The 15,415-nt window shown below is 72.2% G+C and carries 13 protein-coding genes and 1 pseudogene; 12 read left to right on the top strand and 2 right to left on the bottom strand.

Going from position 1 to position 15,415, the window contains the following annotated elements:
- Window positions 1-37 precede the first annotated feature (37 nt).
- Complete coding sequence (locus ACQP00_RS43990) at window positions 38-235, top strand: hypothetical protein (protein WP_433208817.1); 198 nt, start codon at window positions 38-40, stop codon at window positions 233-235.
- Window positions 186-395: a hypothetical protein gene (locus tag ACQP00_RS43985; protein ID WP_433208814.1), complete on the top strand. Its 210-nt coding sequence runs from the start codon at window positions 186-188 to the stop codon at window positions 393-395. The genes ACQP00_RS43990 and ACQP00_RS43985 overlap by 50 nt, the downstream gene beginning before the upstream one ends.
- Before the next feature lie 43 nt (window positions 396-438).
- Here ACQP00_RS43985 and ACQP00_RS43980 read toward each other — a convergent pair whose 3' ends face one another.
- Both ACQP00_RS43980 and ACQP00_RS43975 read right to left on the bottom strand, forming a co-directional pair.
- Window positions 439-1,149 carry a type 1 glutamine amidotransferase gene (locus ACQP00_RS43980; RefSeq protein WP_433208811.1) on the bottom strand — a complete coding sequence of 237 codons (711 nt, stop codon included), beginning with the start codon at window positions 1,147-1,149 and terminating at the stop codon, window positions 439-441.
- Window positions 1,139-2,383, bottom strand: a complete 1,245-nt coding sequence (locus ACQP00_RS43975) for a MurT ligase domain-containing protein (RefSeq protein WP_433208808.1) — start codon at window positions 2,381-2,383, stop codon at window positions 1,139-1,141. The genes ACQP00_RS43980 and ACQP00_RS43975 overlap by 11 nt, the downstream gene beginning before the upstream one ends.
- Window positions 2,384-2,779: 396 nt before the next feature.
- Between ACQP00_RS43975 and mraZ the strand changes: the two genes are divergently transcribed.
- The 10 genes and pseudogenes from mraZ to murC all read left to right on the top strand — a co-directional run bounded on the left by mraZ (window position 2,780) and on the right by murC (window position 15,405).
- Window positions 2,780-3,211, top strand: a complete 432-nt coding sequence (gene mraZ, locus ACQP00_RS43970) for a division/cell wall cluster transcriptional repressor MraZ (RefSeq protein ID WP_433208805.1) — start codon at window positions 2,780-2,782, stop codon at window positions 3,209-3,211.
- Window positions 3,212-3,421: 210 nt separating this feature from the next.
- Window positions 3,422-4,393, top strand: a pseudogene (gene rsmH, locus ACQP00_RS43965) (16S rRNA (cytosine(1402)-N(4))-methyltransferase RsmH); the annotation flags it as partial.
- 65 nt (window positions 4,394-4,458) lie between these two features.
- Window positions 4,459-4,944: a hypothetical protein gene (locus ACQP00_RS43960; RefSeq protein WP_433208802.1), complete on the top strand. Its 486-nt coding sequence runs from the start codon at window positions 4,459-4,461 to the stop codon at window positions 4,942-4,944.
- A 296-nt stretch (window positions 4,945-5,240) separates the two neighbouring features.
- The gene (locus ACQP00_RS43955) at window positions 5,241-7,355 is read left to right on the top strand and encodes a penicillin-binding transpeptidase domain-containing protein (RefSeq protein ID WP_433208799.1); all 2,115 of its coding nucleotides are present in this window, start codon (window positions 5,241-5,243) and stop codon (window positions 7,353-7,355) included.
- A gap of 45 nt (window positions 7,356-7,400) precedes the next feature.
- The gene (locus ACQP00_RS43950; RefSeq protein WP_433208796.1) at window positions 7,401-8,897 is read left to right on the top strand and encodes a UDP-N-acetylmuramoyl-L-alanyl-D-glutamate--2,6-diaminopimelate ligase; all 1,497 of its coding nucleotides are present in this window, start codon (window positions 7,401-7,403) and stop codon (window positions 8,895-8,897) included.
- Window positions 8,894-10,294 carry a UDP-N-acetylmuramoyl-tripeptide--D-alanyl-D-alanine ligase gene (locus tag ACQP00_RS43945; RefSeq protein ID WP_433208793.1) on the top strand — a complete coding sequence of 467 codons (1,401 nt, stop codon included), beginning with the start codon at window positions 8,894-8,896 and terminating at the stop codon, window positions 10,292-10,294. Before ACQP00_RS43950 ends, ACQP00_RS43945 begins: the two co-directional genes overlap by 4 nt.
- The gene (mraY, locus tag ACQP00_RS43940; protein ID WP_433049450.1) at window positions 10,291-11,412 is read left to right on the top strand and encodes a phospho-N-acetylmuramoyl-pentapeptide-transferase; all 1,122 of its coding nucleotides are present in this window, start codon (window positions 10,291-10,293) and stop codon (window positions 11,410-11,412) included. Before ACQP00_RS43945 ends, mraY begins: the two co-directional genes overlap by 4 nt.
- Before the next feature lie 50 nt (window positions 11,413-11,462).
- Entirely contained in the window at window positions 11,463-12,860 is a 1,398-nt protein-coding gene (locus ACQP00_RS43935) for an FtsW/RodA/SpoVE family cell cycle protein (protein ID WP_433208790.1), read from the top strand.
- Window positions 12,860-13,966 carry an undecaprenyldiphospho-muramoylpentapeptide beta-N-acetylglucosaminyltransferase gene (murG, locus tag ACQP00_RS43930; protein WP_433208787.1) on the top strand — a complete coding sequence of 369 codons (1,107 nt, stop codon included), beginning with the start codon at window positions 12,860-12,862 and terminating at the stop codon, window positions 13,964-13,966. Before ACQP00_RS43935 ends, murG begins: the two co-directional genes overlap by 1 nt.
- Window positions 13,963-15,405: a UDP-N-acetylmuramate--L-alanine ligase gene (gene murC / locus ACQP00_RS43925; protein WP_433208784.1), complete on the top strand. Its 1,443-nt coding sequence runs from the start codon at window positions 13,963-13,965 to the stop codon at window positions 15,403-15,405. Before murG ends, murC begins: the two co-directional genes overlap by 4 nt.
- Window positions 15,406-15,415 lie beyond the last annotated feature (10 nt).

Below are 15,415 nucleotides of genomic sequence, written 5' to 3'. Positions count from 1 at the left end.
CCCCTTCTCACGTGGGCAAGCACATACCATGTTCGCCGTGAACGCCGAGGCCGTGGGGATGCACATGCCTGCCGTCATCACGCTCGACGACTTGGCGGCGATGAACGCCGCCGATGGCAATGGCCACCGGTACGAGACCAGCCCTGATGCGGTTCTCTCGGTCATGCCGCTCCCCGATTCGGAGCATGCGACGATCGCGAGCCGAGGCGATGGACGAGGTGACCAAGCGGCGTGAGTACGCGGCCGCCGGCATCGCCCACTACTGGGTCATCAACCGGGACGCCGCGCTGACGGCCGGGCTCAACCGCCTCGGCTCGGACGGCGAATACGAGGAGTACGCCAAGATGCCGCTCGCCTGGCTGCTGCAGACGGCTCCGGGCGACCACCTCGGCTGACGAGCAGGAAGACCGGGCGCCTCAGGCGCCCGGTTCCCGTGAACTACTTGGTGACCGCGGACAGCCGCTCGGTGCGCAGGGCCGTCGGCCAGCGGTCGTCGATCGGCTCCATGTTGGCCCCGGTCGCCCAGCGCAGCAGCAGGTCGGCGATCGCGGGGTTGCGGGCCAGGGCCGGGCCGTGCGAGTACGTGCCGAGGATCCGGCCGTTCCAGGCGCCCTCGGACTGGCCGTCGTTGCCGATTCCGGTGGTCACCTTGGCGAGGGGCTTCACGCCGGGGCCGAGCTGGGTGCGGCCGCCGTGGTTCTCGAAGCCGGTCAGGGTGGGCAGGCCCAGGGCCGGGTGCATCTCGCCGGCCAGTTCGCCCACGGCCCGGGTCTCGCCCCGGTTCGAGTCGATGTCGAGCAGGCCGAGGCCGGGGTATTTCGCGCCCTTGGCGAAGAACGAGTGGCCCATGAGCTGGTAGCCGGCGCAGACCGCGAACACCGTCGCGCCCCGCTCCACGGCCCGGTGCAGGCCGCCGTCGGAGATGAGGCGCTGGGCGGCCAGGGCCTGCGGGCCGTCCTCGCCGCCGCCGATGAGGTACACGTCGCCGTCGCTGGGGACCGGGTGGTCGGCGCGCACCTCAGCGCACTCGACCGGAAGTCCCCGCAGGTCGGCGCGGCGGGCCAGGATCAGCAGGTTGCCGCGGTCGCCGTAGGTGGACAGCAGGTCGGGGTACAGCCAGATCAGGCGCAGGTGCGACTCAGTTGACACGGTCCAGCTCCGCTCGGATGTCCTGGAAGGCGGTGTAGTTGGCGATGACCTCGAGCCGGCCCGGCGGCACCAGCGAGAGCGCCTGGCCGAACGAGCGCACGTGCTCGAACCGCACCTCGTTGACCTCCAGCCGCACCGCCAGGTCCATCGCCCGGTCGCCGGTGATGAGCACGCGGCGCCCGCGCAGCGGGGAGAAGTCGACGTCGTACAGCCAGGACGTGTCGAGCCCGTCGGGGTCCCGGGCGTTGATGGACAGCAGCGTCGGGACGTCCTCGGCCATGTCGAAGGACTCCAGCCAGCCGGCCGGGTTCTTGGCCAGCAGCAGCCGGATGATCCGCCCGTCGCGCTGCACGGTGGCGTAGCGCCCGGCCACCGAGGCGACCTTGGCCAGCTCCGGCACCGCCTTGGCCGGTGGGGCCCCGAAGTGCGCGGCGACGGCCAGGGCGGTCGCGGCGTTCGCGCGGTTCACCCGGCCCGGCAGCTGCAGGGTGATCTGATGGTAGGTCCCGGTGTTGTCGACCACGCCGTCCCCGCTGACCGTCCAGTGCGGCACGGGCCGGCTCAGGTTCCCCTGGACGCACGCCCACTGCTCGCCGGAGCGCTCGATGGAGGCGCCGCACTCCGGGCACACCCAGGAGTCGTCGTGGAAGCGCTGGCCGGCGGCGACCCAGGTGACCGGGGTGCCCTCGGCGACGGCCTTGTTCGCGGCCCAGACGACCATCGGGTCGTCGGCGTTGGCCACGATGTGCAGGCCCCGGCCGGGCAGCGCGTCGCGCCACAGGGCCGCCATCATGGCGACCTCCTTGGCCCGGTCGAGCTGGTCGCGGCTCAGGTTGAGCAGCGCGACGACCTTCGGGTTGGTCTGGTCGAGCACCTGCTTGAGGTAGTGCTCGTCGACCTCGAGCACCGCGTAGGGGGTGGCGCCGGCCTTGGCCAGCGCCGACGTGTGCCCGGTCGGCATGTTCGCGCCCAGGCTGTTGGTGGCCACGTCGCCCAGCACGCCCATCGCCGCGGCGGTCAGCCGGGTGGTGGTCGTCTTGCCGTTGGTTCCGGAGATCAGCGCGATCTGCCGTCCGGCGGCGAGTTCGGCGAGCAGGTTCGGGTCGACCATGAGGCCGATGCGGCCACCGATGACCGATCCGTCTCCTCGCCCGGTGGCGCGTGACAGCGCGGCGGCACCGCGCGACAGTGAGGTGGCGAGCTTGGCCCGCATCGGCAGCTTGTTGTCCGTCATCTCGCTTCCACGGTGTCCGGGGATGCCGCTGACCCTACCTGGATCAGTCGACCGCCCCAATCGGACCACCGCACTCCACAACCATCCCCGAAGTCCCCCCACTTCGCTCCACCGCGGCCCCCGGACGCGCCGAGCGTGCGGGGATGTCCGCCCTAGCGGGCGTTATGTCCGGATTCTTGAGCAGGGGGAACGCCCTCCGCCGATCGGGCACGCCCGGGCTCCTCCACCCGGCCCCACCCGGTTTGACGTGGGAATTCTTCACGGCGCCACCGGCTGGATCGGGCGGTTTTCCGTTGACGGTGGAGGGAAGTGGAGTACAGTGGAGCGCGATGGCGGAGCCGGGGGGCTCGGCCGGCCCCGGGGGGACCGTTCGCGGTAGGAGGGGGTGGATGCTCCGTGTTTCTGGGCACCCACACTCCTCGCCTGGACGAAAAGGGCCGGTTGATCCTGCCGGCCAAGTTTCGGGACGAACTGGCGGGAGGTGTCGTGATCACCAAGGGGCAGGAGCGCTGTCTGTACGTGTTTCCCGGCGCCGAGTTCGCCCGGATCGCCGAGCAGCTTCGCGCCACACCGATGACGAACAAGGCGGCCCGTGCCTACAGCCGGGTGTTCTTCGCCAGCGCCCACGACGAGGTTCCCGACCGCCAGGGCCGGGTCACCATCCCGCAGCATCTCCGCGAGTATGCCGGGCTGGACCGCGACCTCGTCGTGATCGGGGCGAGCACCCGGGTGGAGATCTGGGACCGGCAGGCGTGGGACACGTACCTCGCCGACAGCGAAGAGGACTTCGCGGGGATCGAGGAGGGGGTGCTGCCGGGAGGGCTGTGAGGTCCAACTGCAGTTACCGACTTTGAGGCCGCCGTACCGGCAGCTCTCCAGCCGCTCAGCGTTATCCGAGGTCCTGACGCCACTTCCCCGGCGCCAGGGCGGAGGGGCGGATGGGGAGCTGGCGGTACGGCGCTCGCGCAACTGGGCACGTTCGAGCGGCAAGGCAACACCACGGCGGGCCGCGAACCCGCCGCCGGCAGGGGGTCGACGATGGGGGAGCGGGACGTTCACGTGCCCGTGCTGCTCGAGCGCTGCCTCGAGCTGATGGCCCCCGCGCTCACCCGGCCGGGCGCCCTGTACCTCGACGCCACCCTCGGCCTCGGCGGACACGCCGAGGCCGTGCTCACCACACATCCGCAGGCCCGGCTGCTGGGCCTGGACCGTGACCCGCAGGCCCTGCGCCTGGCGGGGGAGCGGCTGGCGCCGTTCGCCGACCGGATCCGCCTCGTGCACGCCGTCTACGACGAGCTGCCCGAGGTCCTCGGCGACGAGCGGATCGACGCCGGACTGTTCGACCTGGGCGTGTCGTCGATGCAGCTCGACGAGGCCGGGCGGGGGTTCGCCTACGCCCAGGACGCACCGCTGGACATGCGCATGGATCAGACCACCGGCTCCACCGCGGCCGAGGTGCTCAACACCTACAGCCACGGCGAGCTGGCCCGGGTCCTGCGCGTGTACGGGGAGGAGAAGTTCGCCTCCCGCATCGCCGCGTTCATCGTCCGGGAACGGGAGAAGACGCCGCTGACGAGCTCGGCCCGCCTTGCCGAGCTGGTCCGTGACGCCATTCCCGCGCCCGCCCGGCGCACCGGCGGGCATCCGGCCAAACGCACCTTCCAGGCGCTGCGCATCGAGGTCAACCGCGAGCTCGCGGTCCTCGAGCGGGCGATCCCCGCGGCGCTCGACGCGCTGCGGCCCGGGGGCCGGCTGGTCGTGCTGTCGTACCACTCGCTCGAGGACCGCCTGATCAAGCAGGCGATCGCCGGGCGGACCCGCTCGACCGCACCGGTCGAGCTGCCATTCGAGCCGCCCGGCAGCGAACCGGAGCTGCGGGCGCTCACCCGGGGGGCCGAGCTCCCCGGTGCGGCCGAAACGGCGGCCAACCCGCGCGCGGCGTCGGTGCGACTCCGCGCGGTGGAACGCAAGCAACGCCCGGATCCGTCTGGGGATCGGGCGCGAAATACCTTGGGGGAGGTGTGATGAACGTGACGACACTGCCGAGTGATCGGCAGAGTAGGAGTCAGCGGGGCGTGCCGCGGTCGGGGGGCCGGACCACGGAGCCGCGACAGGACCACCGGACCGACGGTGCGACGGCACTGCAGCCGGAGCACGAGACCACGAACGAGATGGTGGTACTCCCGGCGGGCAGCCAGCCCGCGAACGAGGGACGGACGCCGCCGGCCGAGAGGCTGCGGGCGGCGCCGCCGGCACCGGTCAGTGCGCCGCGGGCGCCCTTCGTGGCGCTGGTGCTCGTGCTGGTGCTCTCCGGCGTGGTGGGCATCCTGGTGCTCAACACCCGGATCGCCGAGAACGCGTTCAAGCTCGACGCGTTGAAGACCAAGCAGGCGGGCCTCGACCGCGACGAGGAACGGCTGCGCAGCGATCTGGCCAACAAGGAGTCGCCGGTGACGCTCGCGTCGCGGGCGAAGCAGCTGGGACTCGTGCCGTCGCGCACGCCGGCGTTCCTGGTGCTGCCGGACGGGACCAAGCTCGAGATGCCTGGGCCTAGCAAGTAGACAGGGGCTTCGGCTTCGAGGGGGTCCGGGTGGAGCGGAGCTCCCCTGGGCAGGGAACTCTGCATAGCGGACGAAGAGGAAGTCAGGACATGGCTGGCGACACTCCTGATCGGCGGGGCGGCGAGCGGCGCGGGGGCGCCGGGCGCCGGGAGACCACCGAGCGCGGGAGTGCCGCCGGCCGGCAGCGAACGGGCGGTCGCGCCGGCGCGGGGGGTGCCGGTGCCTCCGCCCGTTCCCATACGGGCGGTGGGTCCTCTGGGTCCTCTGAGCCGCCGGAGCCGCCGCTGCGCGGGACCATGTCCGAGGCGAAGCGGTACACCCCGCGCGGTCGCACGGTCCGCGACGCCTCGGTCGACGCGGGCGGGCGCAAGGACCCGTTCCGCCCGGCCCTCGAGGTCATCCAGGGCGGGCGCAGCGAGCAGCCGCGCCGGGCCGGCCGCCGCCCGGTGGCCACCCAGGCTCCGGTCAAGACTCCGGGAAAGACTCCGGGCAACGCTCCGGGCCGGGCTCCGGCCGACGAGGAGGAGCCGCTGCGGCCGCGGCGGACCGTCCCGCCCGCCAGGAAGGTGCAGCCACCGCGGAAGGCGCCGAAGCGGGCGCCGGTGCGCAAGAAGCAGAGCCGGGTCGCGGTACCGCGGCTGAAGCGCCGTCCGGGCCTGCCCAAGCTCGCCGAGCCGCGCCGCCGCCTGCGCCTGGCCACCGTGCTGGCGCTGGTGATGTTCGCCGCGATCGGCGGGCGGCTGGTCCAGCTGCAGCTGACCGACGCGAGCGCGTACGCCGCCGAGGGGCTCAAGGACCGCCTCGTGCGCGCCGTGCTGCCCGCCTCGCGCGGCTCCATCCTGGACCGCAACGGCAAGATCCTCGTGCACTCGGTCGAGACCCGCTACGTCGCGGTCGACCCGATGGCGGTCAAGGACCCCGAGGCGCTCGCCGACAAGCTCTTCGCGATCCTCGACAAGTACGGCGTCCCGCGCTCCGACCTGGTGCGCAAGATGACCCCGCACAAGGCGGCGGACGGCAAGACCAACGTGCGCTTCGAGTACCTCGTGCACCAGATCGACGTGGCCGACGGCGACCGGATCGAGGCGCTGCACTTCGGCGCGCTCAAGGTCGACCGGGACGAGCGCCGCGAGATCCCGGGCTACGACCTCGCCTCCAACATCATCGGCTTCACCTCCCGGCCCGACCTGTCCGGGCAGATGGGCATCGAGAAGCAGTACGACTCGGTGCTGCGCGGCGTCGACGGGCTGCACGTCTACGAGCACGGCGAGGGCGACCTGGACAAGCCGCTGCCGTACGGCTACGAAGAGCTCAACCCCGCCCGCCCCGGCAGCTCGGTCGAGCTCACCATCGACCAGGACCTGCAGTACTCGGTGCAGAGCGCCCTGGCCGAGCGGATGAAGCCGCTCAACGCCGACTTCGCCAGCGCCATCGTGCTCGACGCCCACACGATGGAGGTGATGGCGATGGCGAGCTACCCGTCCTTCGCCGCCACCGACCCCGGCAGCGTCGACCCGGCCCTGCTCAAGGACCAGTGCACGGCGACCGTCTTCGACCCCGGCTCGATCCACAAGGTGATCGTCATGGGCGCCGCGCTGCAGGAGGGGATCATCAGCCCCACCACGGCGGTGACGGTGAACTCGAAGGTGAACAAGGGCGGGGTGAACTACACGGATCACCCGCCGCAGAAGGACGGCACGCCGATGACCATTCCGGGCATCCTGGCGCTGTCCTCCAACGTCGGCACCATCGCGGTCGCGGACCAGCTGGGCAAGGACAAGTTGTACGAGTACCAGAAGAAGTTCGGGCTCGGTGCGCGCACCGGCGTCGGGCTGCCCAACGAGTCGCCCGGCCAGCTGCTGCCCCCGGACCAGTGGAAGGGCACCAGCCCGGGCTCGATCCCGATCGGCAACGGCGTGGCCACGACCGCGATGCAGATGGCCGCGGTGTACGGCACGATCGCCAACGACGGCCGCTACGTCCAGCCGACCCTGGTCAAGAAGATCATCGGGCCCGACGGCACCACGACCAAGCCCGCCGCCCAGCAGACCCGCCAGGTGCTGGACCCGAAGGTGGCGCAGGAGCTGCGGGTCATGCTCGAGGGCGTGACCACGCTCGACGACGCCACCGGCAAGCAGGCGGCCATCCCCGGCTACCGCATCGCCGGCAAGACGGGCACGTCGCAGCTGCCCGACGCCGGCGGGTACGCCAAGGGCGACGTGGTGTCGTTCATCGGGATGGCCCCGGCCGAGGCGCCCCGCTACGTGGTCGCGGTGACCGCCCACGTCCCCACCGGCGCCGGCGGCTCGGTGGCCGCCCCCGCGTTCAAGGAGATGATGGCGCTCACCCTGTCCAGCTTCGGGGTGACACCGACCGGCACCGAGCCGCCGAAGCTCACGATCTACCCGTGACACCGGCTCCGGGGCCGCGGGGCCGGGCGGGTAGGGTCTGACCCCGTGCCCGGCTATCCCCGTCCGCGGAATGTCCGCCCAGTACAAGTCGGCGAGCTCAGCGGTGAGCTCGGCGGCGGCGCTGACGACGTCGCGGTCACGGGGGTGACCCACAGTAGCTCGGCGGTACAGCCGGGTGATCTCTATGCGGCACTGCCCGGCGCGCGCGTGCACGGGGCCCAGTTCATCCCCGAGGCCCTCCAGCGCGGCGCGGTCGCCGTGCTCACCGACCCGGCCGGGGTGCGCGCCGATGCCGGCGTGCCGTTCATCGTGGTCGACAAGCCCCGCGACGTGCTCGGCGACGTCGCCTCGAAGGTCTACGGCGAGCCGACCCGCCGCCTCACCACGATCGGCATCACCGGTACCGCGGGCAAGACCTCGACGACGTACCTCATCGAGGCCGGGCTGCGCGCCGCCGGGCAGGTCACCGGGCTCATCGGCACGGTCGAGACCCGGCTCGGCGACCTGACCGTCAAGAGCATCCGCACCACCCCCGAGGCGACCGACCTGCACGCGCTGTTCGCCGCGGCGCTCGAGCGCGGTGTGCAGTCGGTGGCGATGGAGGTCTCCAGCCACGCCCTGGAGGTCGGCCGGGTCGGCGGGGTCCGCTTCGCCGCCGCCGGCTACACCAACTTCGGCCTCGACCACCTCGACTTCCACCCGACGGTGGAGGACTACTTCGCGGCCAAGGCGCGGCTGTTCGACGGCCGCGCCGCGGTGGAGATCCTCAACTTCGACGACGAGTCGGTAATGCGACTGCGCAAACCGGCCTCCTGGACCTATTCCGTTGAGCATGATCTCGCGGACTTCGGCGCCTCGAACGTGACCGTCGACGGCTACGGCCAGACGTTCGACGTGCACTGGCGGGGGCGGACCGCGCGGTCCGGGGTACAGCTGCCGGGCCGGCACAACGTCGCCAACGCGCTGCTGGCCATCGCCTCGTGCGTCGCCGTCGGCGTGGACCTGGACGTGGCCGCCCGGGCCGTGGCCGCCGCGCCCGGCTCGCCCGGCCGGATGGAGCGCGTCGAGGCCCCCGGCGAGGTGGTCGGCGTCGTGGACTACGCGCACAAGCCCGACGCCATGGTCGAGGTGCTCAAGGCCCTGCGCACCCTGGCCGCCGCCCGCGGCGGCCGGGTGATCTGCGTGGTCGGGGCGGGCGGCGACCGCGACCGCGGCAAGCGCCCGCTGATGGGCCGGGCCGCCGCCGAGGGCGCCGACCTGGTGATCGTCACCGACGACAACCCGCGCACCGAGGACCCGGCCGCGATCCGGGCCGAGGTCCTGGCCGGCGCGCGGGAGGTCGGTTCGGCCGCACCGGGCGCGGTGGTCGAGATCGACGGGCGGCGCGCGGCCATCGCCCACGCCGTCGGGCTGGCCAAGCCGGGCGACGTGATCGCGCTGCTGGGCAAGGGCCACGAGACGGGCCAGGAGGTGGGCGGCGAGGTGCTGCCGTTCGACGACCGGGTGGAGCTGGCCGCGGCGCTGGCGGAGGCGGCCTCATGATCGCCCTGACGCTGGCCGAGATCGCCGCGATCGTCGGCGGCGACCTGCACGGCGGCGGCGCGGACGCGGTGGTGTCGGGCGGCGTGGAGTACGACTCGCGCAAGGTCGGCCCGGGCAGCCTGTTCGTGGCGTTCGCGGGCGCGAAGGTCGACGCCCACGAGTTCGCACCCAAGGCCATGGCCGACGGCGCCGCCGGGGTCCTCGGCAGCCGGGCCGTCGAGGGCGTGCCCACCATCGTGGTCGACGACCCCCGCCACGCCCTCGGGCTGCTGGCCCGGGCGGTCCTCGACCGGCTGCACGCGGACGGCGACCTCACCGTCGTCGCGCTGACCGGCTCCTCCGGCAAGACCAGCACCAAGGACCTCGTGGCCCGGCTGCTGGAGGCGCACGGCCCGACCGTGGCGACCGCCGGGTCGGAGAACAACGAGCTCGGCACGCCGTACACGGTGCTCAAGGCCGGCCCGGACACCCGCTTCCTGGTGCTGGAGATGGGGGCGCGGGGGGTCGGGCACCTGCGGTACCTCTGCGAGATCGCTCCTCCCGACGTGTCCGTCGTGCTCAACGTGGGCGTCGCGCACATCGCCGAGTTCGGCTCGGTCGAGGGCATCGCGCAGGCCAAGGGCGAGCTCGTCGAGGCCCTGGGGCCGGGCGGGGTCGCGGTGCTCAACGCCGACGACGAGCGCGTGCGCGCCATGGCCGCCCGCACCTCCGCCCGCGTGGTGCTGGCCGGCGAGGCCGCCGACGCGCAGGTCCGGGCCACCGGCGTCGAAGCCCTGGACCGCGGCCGGTTCGGCTTCACCCTGCACGTTCCCGGTGCCGCGCCCGTTCCCGTCCGCCTCGGCGTCGCGGGCCGGCACTCCGTCGGCAACGCGCTGCTCGCCGCGGCCGTCGCGAACCTCGCGGGCCTCGGCCCGGAGGCGATCGCGGCCGGACTCGGCGATCCCGGTGGTTTGTCGACCCGAAGGATGGATGTCTTCGACCGTGCCGACGATGTCACGGTCATCGACGACTCGTTCAACGCCAATCCGGCGTCCATGGCGGCGGCGCTGCGCGCGCTCGTCGCGGTGGCCGGCGGGCGGCGGAAGATCGCCGTGCTGGGCTTCATGGCCGAGCTCGGCGGGTACGAGCGAGCCGGACACGAGGAGGTCGGTCGTCTCGCCGCGGAACTCGGCGTCGACCGTCTCGTGGCCGTCAGCGAGCAGGCCGCGCCGATCCTGACCGGAGCGGCCGCCGTGGCGAGTTGGGGAGGAGACTCGGTGCTCGTGACCGATCAGGAGGCCGCCGTCGCGCTGCTGCGCGCCGAGCTGCTTCCACGCGACGTGGTCCTGGTCAAGGGATCCCGATACCGCACCTGGGACGTCGTCGACGCCCTGCGTACGGAAGATTTCCGCAAGTGAGGGCCGTGTTCGTCGCGGCCTTCGTCGCGTTTCTCATCTCGCTGTTCGGCACGCCGATCGCGATCCGGTACTTCACCCGCCTGAAGGCCGACCAGCCCATCCGCACCGAGGGCCCGCAGACCCACCTCGGCAAGAAGGGCACGCCCACCATGGGCGGCGTGGTGTTCATCTTCGCCACGCTGGTCGCCTACACCGGCGGGCACATCGCCCTCACCACGCTGCCCGACGCGCAGCTGCGCCCGGCCGGGCCGACCGCCACCGCCGTGGTCCTGCTCGGGCTGTTCGTCTTCACCGGCCTGCTGGGCTTCCTCGACGACTACCTCAAGGTCTCCAAGCGCAACAGCGACGGGCTCAACAAGCGCGGCAAGCTCATCGGCCAGGCGCTGATCGGGGCCATCTTCGGCGCGATCGCCCTCTACGTGCCGGCCGAGCAGGCCGGGCGCCAGGTCGTGCGCACGGTGGGCAGCCCGAAGCTGTCGTGGGTGCACGACATCGACTGGCTGAACATCACCAAGATCGGTGCCGTCGTCTTCTTCGTGTTCGTGGTCATGTCGATGTCCAACGCGGTCAACCTGACCGACGGCCTCGACGGCCTCGCCACCGGCACCTCGATCCTCGTGCTCATCAGTTACATGGCGATCGCGTTCTGGCAGTACCGGCACTGGTGCGCCGACCCGTCGTACAAGGCCGGCTACTGCTACGACGTGCGCGACCCGCTGGAGATGGCGCTGATCGCCGGGGCCGCCGTCGGCGCGCTGGTCGGCTTCCTGTGGTGGAACACGTCGCCGGCCCGGATCTTCATGGGCGACACCGGCTCGATGGCCCTCGGCTCGCTCATCGCGGGTCTCGCGGTGGCCACCAAGACCGTCCTGCTGCTGCCGCTGCTGGGCCTGCTCTTCGTGATCATCGTGGTGACGTGGGTCATGCAGATCGGCTCGTACCGCACGACCGGCAAACGCATCTTCCGGATGGTCCCGCTTCAGCACCACTTCGAGCTGGCCGGATGGAGCGAGGTCAACATCGTGGTCCGGTTCTGGATCATTGCCGGACTCGGCGTGGCGGCCTCCCTGGGCCTCTTCGCCGCCGACTTTTTGCGAGTCATGAGCGGAACGTCCTGACCGGCGCGTCGATACCCGGCTGACCCGGGGCAGCCGGAATGATGGGCGCCATGAGGAGCGACGGGGAGGAAGTTCCGAACGACGGCGGGTGGCTCGGCAATCTGGTGGGGTCCCTGCGGGGCCTGCTGGACCGCCCGCTCGCGTCGTACTACCTGCTGCTGTCCAGCGTCGGCCTGCTCGTCTTCATCGGCCTGGTCATGGTCTTCTCGGTGACCAGCGTCGGCAGCTACGCGGCCACGGGCAGCCCGTTCACGTCGATCGCCAAGCAGACGATCTCGGCGGTGGTCGGGCTGGTCGCCTTCTGGGTCTGCCAGCGGCTGCCGGTGCGGACCTTCCGGGCCGTCGCGATCCCGTCGCTGGTCGCGGCGTTCGTGCTGATGGCCTTCGTCGACCTGATGGGCTGGGTGGCGGCCCGCCGCACGCCGGCCGGCGCGGAGGTGGAGCCGGTGCACCTCGGCCCGATCTGGGTCGAGGACCTGTGGCTGCACGTCGGCGGGTTCCAGCTGCAGCCGGCCGAGCTGGCCAAGATCGCGCTGGTGATCTGGGGCGCCGACCTGCTGGTGCGCAAGGGCCGCACCATCACGACCTGGCGCGAGCTGCTCATGCCGCTGTTCCCGGTCACCATCGTGCTGCTGCTCATGGTCGGCTACAACGACCTGGGCTCGATGATCTGCATGGTGGTGCTGTTCACCGGGCTGCTGTGGGCGGCCGGGGCCCGGCTGCCGGTCTTCGCCTGGCTCGGCACGTTCTTCCTGGCCGGCGTGGTCGCGCTGATCCTGCTGCCGGCCAACAAGGACTACCGGCTCGACCGGCTCAAGGTCTTCTTCGACCCGAGCATCGACCCGGACGCCAAGAACGGGCGGTACCAGTACCTGCGCGGCCTGTGGGCGGTCTCCGACGGCGGCTGGTTCGGCGTCGGGCTGGGCCAGGGCCAGCTCAAGTGGGGCCGGCTGCCCAACGCCCACAACGACTTCATCTTCGCCATCATCGCCGAGGAGCTCGGCGTGGTCGGCTGCATGGTGGTGCTGCTGCTGTTCGGCATGCTCACCTACACCGGGCTGCGCATCGCCCGCCGGGTCGAGGACCCCTTCCGCCGGCTGGTCGCCGCGGCGATCACGATCTGGTTCGTCGGCCAGGCGATCATCAACATCGGCGGCGTCGTCGGCCTGATGCCGATCACCGGTCTTCCCCTGCCGTTCATCTCCGACGGCGGCAGCGCGCTCGTGGTCGCGCTGGGTGCGGCCGGCATCCTCACCTCCGCCGCCCGGGCCGAGCCGGACAGCGCGCGAGCCATGCACGCGCGTCCGCCGCGGAAATGGGTGCGACTACTCTGGGCGCCGTTGCCGCCGCTTCCGCGCGTCCGCGAGGAGGACGACGGCACGGACCCCTCGACACGCACGACGGGCCGGCCCACCCTCACGGTGCCGCCCCGCGGAAGGAGCACCTGATGGCAGCGCTGCGCTCGGTGGTGCTGGCCGGCGGAGGCACGGGCGGGCACATCTACCCGCTGCTCGCCTTCGCCGACTGCCTGCGCAGGCACGACCCCGACGTCCGCATCACGTGCATCGGGTCGCCGAGCGGGATGGAGAACGACCTCATCCCGCCGCGCGGCTACGATCTGCGCCACGTCCCGGCGTACCAACTGCCGCGCTCGGTGAACCTGAACCTGGTGCGCACCCCGGACCGGATGTGGAAGGCGGCTCGGGCCACCCGCGCGATCCTCGACGAGGTCAACGCCGACGCCGTGGTCGGTTTCGGCGGGTACGTCTCGGTCCCGGCCTACCTGGCCGCCTGGCGGCGGCACACGCCCACCGTGATCCACGAGGTCAACGTGCCGATCGGCGTGGCCAACAAGATGGGCATGCGCTTCACCAAGAACATCGTGCTCGGCTTCCCCCACCAGGCCCAGCAGATGCCCGCCGTCGCCGACGCGCCGGTCGTGGGCGTGCCGCTGCGGCAGAGCATCGCCACCCTGGACCGCTTCGCCCGCCGCGCCGAGGCCCGGCGCTACTTCGGCCTCGACCCGAACCTGCCGACGCTGTTCGTGTTCGGCGCCTCCTCCGGTGCCCGCTCGATCAACAACGCGGTGGCCGGCGCGGCCAAGGCGATCACCTCGGCCGGTGTGCAGGTGCTGCACATCGTCGGCGCCCGCAACGAGGACTTCGACGTCCCGGCCGGGCTGGCCGCGCCCTACGTGCGGATCAAGTTCCTCTCCGAGATGGAGCTCGGCTACGCCGCGGCCGACCTGGCCCTGTGCCGGGGCGGCGCGATGACCTGCGCCGAGACCGCGGCGATCGGCATGCCGGCGGTTTACGTGCCGCTGCCGTGGGGCAACGGCGAGCAGCGGCGCAACGCGCTGCCGGTGGTCGAGGCCGGCGGGGGCATGATCGTCGAGGACGGCGACCTGACGTCCGAGCTGATCGCGCAGCAGATCGTCCCGCTCGTCCGCGACGGCCGCCGGCTCGCCGCGATGAGCCAGGCGGCGGCCGGATACGGGCGCCGGGACGGCGACGAGGCCCTTCGTCGGTACCTGTTGGGAGTGGTCGGAGCATGAGCAACAACCTGACGGCCGAGGAGCTGGGCAAGGTCCACCTCGTCGGGGTCGGCGGGGTGGGCATGAGCGGGCTGGCCCGCCTGCTGCTCACCCGCGGCATCCCGACCTCGGGCAGCGAGCTGAAGGAGTGGCCCCACCTGGCCGCCCTCAAGGCCCTCGGCGGCACGATCTACCGCACCCACGAGGCGTCCAACCTCGACGGCGTGGACACGGTCGTCTACTCCACCGCCATCCCGCAGGACCACATCGAGCTCGCCACCGCGCGCGAGCGGGGCCTGCGCCTGCTGCACCGCTCCGAGGCCCTCGCCGCGACCATGACCGGGCGGCGGGCGATCGCGGTGGCCGGTACCCACGGCAAAACCACCACCACCTCGATGCTCACGCTGATCCTGCAGCACGCCGGGCTCGACCCGTCGTTCGTGATCGGCGGCGAGATCTCGGCGATCGGCTCCAGCGCCCACCACGGCAGCGGCGAGCTGTTCGTGGCCGAGGCGGACGAGAGCGACCGGTCCTTCCTGCTCTACAGCCCGCACGTCGCGCTGGTCACCAACATCGACGCCGACCACCTCAACACGTACGGCGACCTGCAGGGCCTCGAGGACGCGTTCGTCGAGTTCTGCGGCAAGGTGGAGCCGGGCGGCTTCGTGGTCACCTGCGCCGACGACGCCGGGGCGATGCGGATGGCGGTGCGGGCCCGCGCGGCCGGCGCCGACGTCGTCACCTACGGCACCGCGCCCGACGCCGACCTGCGCATCAGCGAGGTCCGCTCGTCCGTGCACGGGGTGCGGTACGTGGCCCACCACGACGGCGTGCCGCTGGGCGAGGTGTTCCTGCCGGTGCCGGGCGCCCACCTGGGCCTCAACTCGGCCGGGGCGATCCTGGCCGCGCTGCGGCTGGGGGTGCCGGCCGAGACCGCGATCGAGAGCCTGGCGACGTTCCCGGGGGTGCGGCGGCGCTTCGAGTTCAAGGGCGCCGAGGCGGGCGTGCGGGTCTACGACGAGTACGCGTACCACCCGGTCCCGATCGCCGCCGCCCTGCGCACGTTGCGCGAGGTGGCGGGCGAGGGCCGGCTCGTGGTGGTGTTCCAGCCCTATCGCGTCTACCGCACCCGCGACTTCCAGGCCGAGATCGCCGCCGGGCTGTCCCTGGCCGACGAGGCCGTGATCATGGAGGTCTTCGGGCCCGGCGAGGTCCGCGAGCCGGGGGAGGGCGGCGTGGCCCTCACTGCCGCGATCGACCTGCCCGAGGAGCGCAAGGTGTTCGTGCCCTCCTGGGACGACGTCCCCGGCGAGGTCGTGGCCCGGGTCCGCGAGGGCGACGTGGTCGTGACCATGGGCGCGCCGCCGATCTCGCTGATGGGCGACGAGCTGCTGGCCGCGCTCAAGGGCGGCGGCGACAGCGACGAGTACGTGGGCCGGCACTCGCGGGCCGACGACTGAGCGAGGCTGA

It is taken from the genome of Dactylosporangium sp. CS-047395, assembly GCF_050942185.1.
In the GTDB taxonomy this organism is placed as follows: domain Bacteria; phylum Actinomycetota; class Actinomycetes; order Mycobacteriales; family Micromonosporaceae; genus Dactylosporangium.
The sequence above is the reverse complement of the archived record's forward strand: the minus strand, read 5'-3'. Positions and strand labels throughout refer to the sequence as shown.

Bases quoted from the DNA above. Each gene is read 5' to 3' on its own strand.
- murC (WP_433208784.1), top strand. From the start codon at position 13,963: ATGAGCAACAACCTGACGGCCGAGGAGCTGGGCAAGGTCCACCTCGTC.
- murG (WP_433208787.1), top strand. From the start codon at position 12,860: ATGGCAGCGCTGCGCTCGGTGGTGCTGGCCGGCGGAGGCACGGGCGGG.
- ACQP00_RS43955 (WP_433208799.1), top strand. From the start codon at position 5,241: ATGTCCGAGGCGAAGCGGTACACCCCGCGCGGTCGCACGGTCCGCGAC.
- ACQP00_RS43975 (WP_433208808.1), bottom strand. From the start codon at position 2,383: ATGACGGACAACAAGCTGCCGATGCGGGCCAAGCTCGCCACCTCACTG.
- ACQP00_RS43945 (WP_433208793.1), top strand. From the start codon at position 8,894: ATGATCGCCCTGACGCTGGCCGAGATCGCCGCGATCGTCGGCGGCGAC.
- ACQP00_RS43985 (WP_433208814.1), top strand. From the start codon at position 186: ATGCGACGATCGCGAGCCGAGGCGATGGACGAGGTGACCAAGCGGCGT.
- ACQP00_RS43935 (WP_433208790.1), top strand. From the start codon at position 11,463: ATGAGGAGCGACGGGGAGGAAGTTCCGAACGACGGCGGGTGGCTCGGC.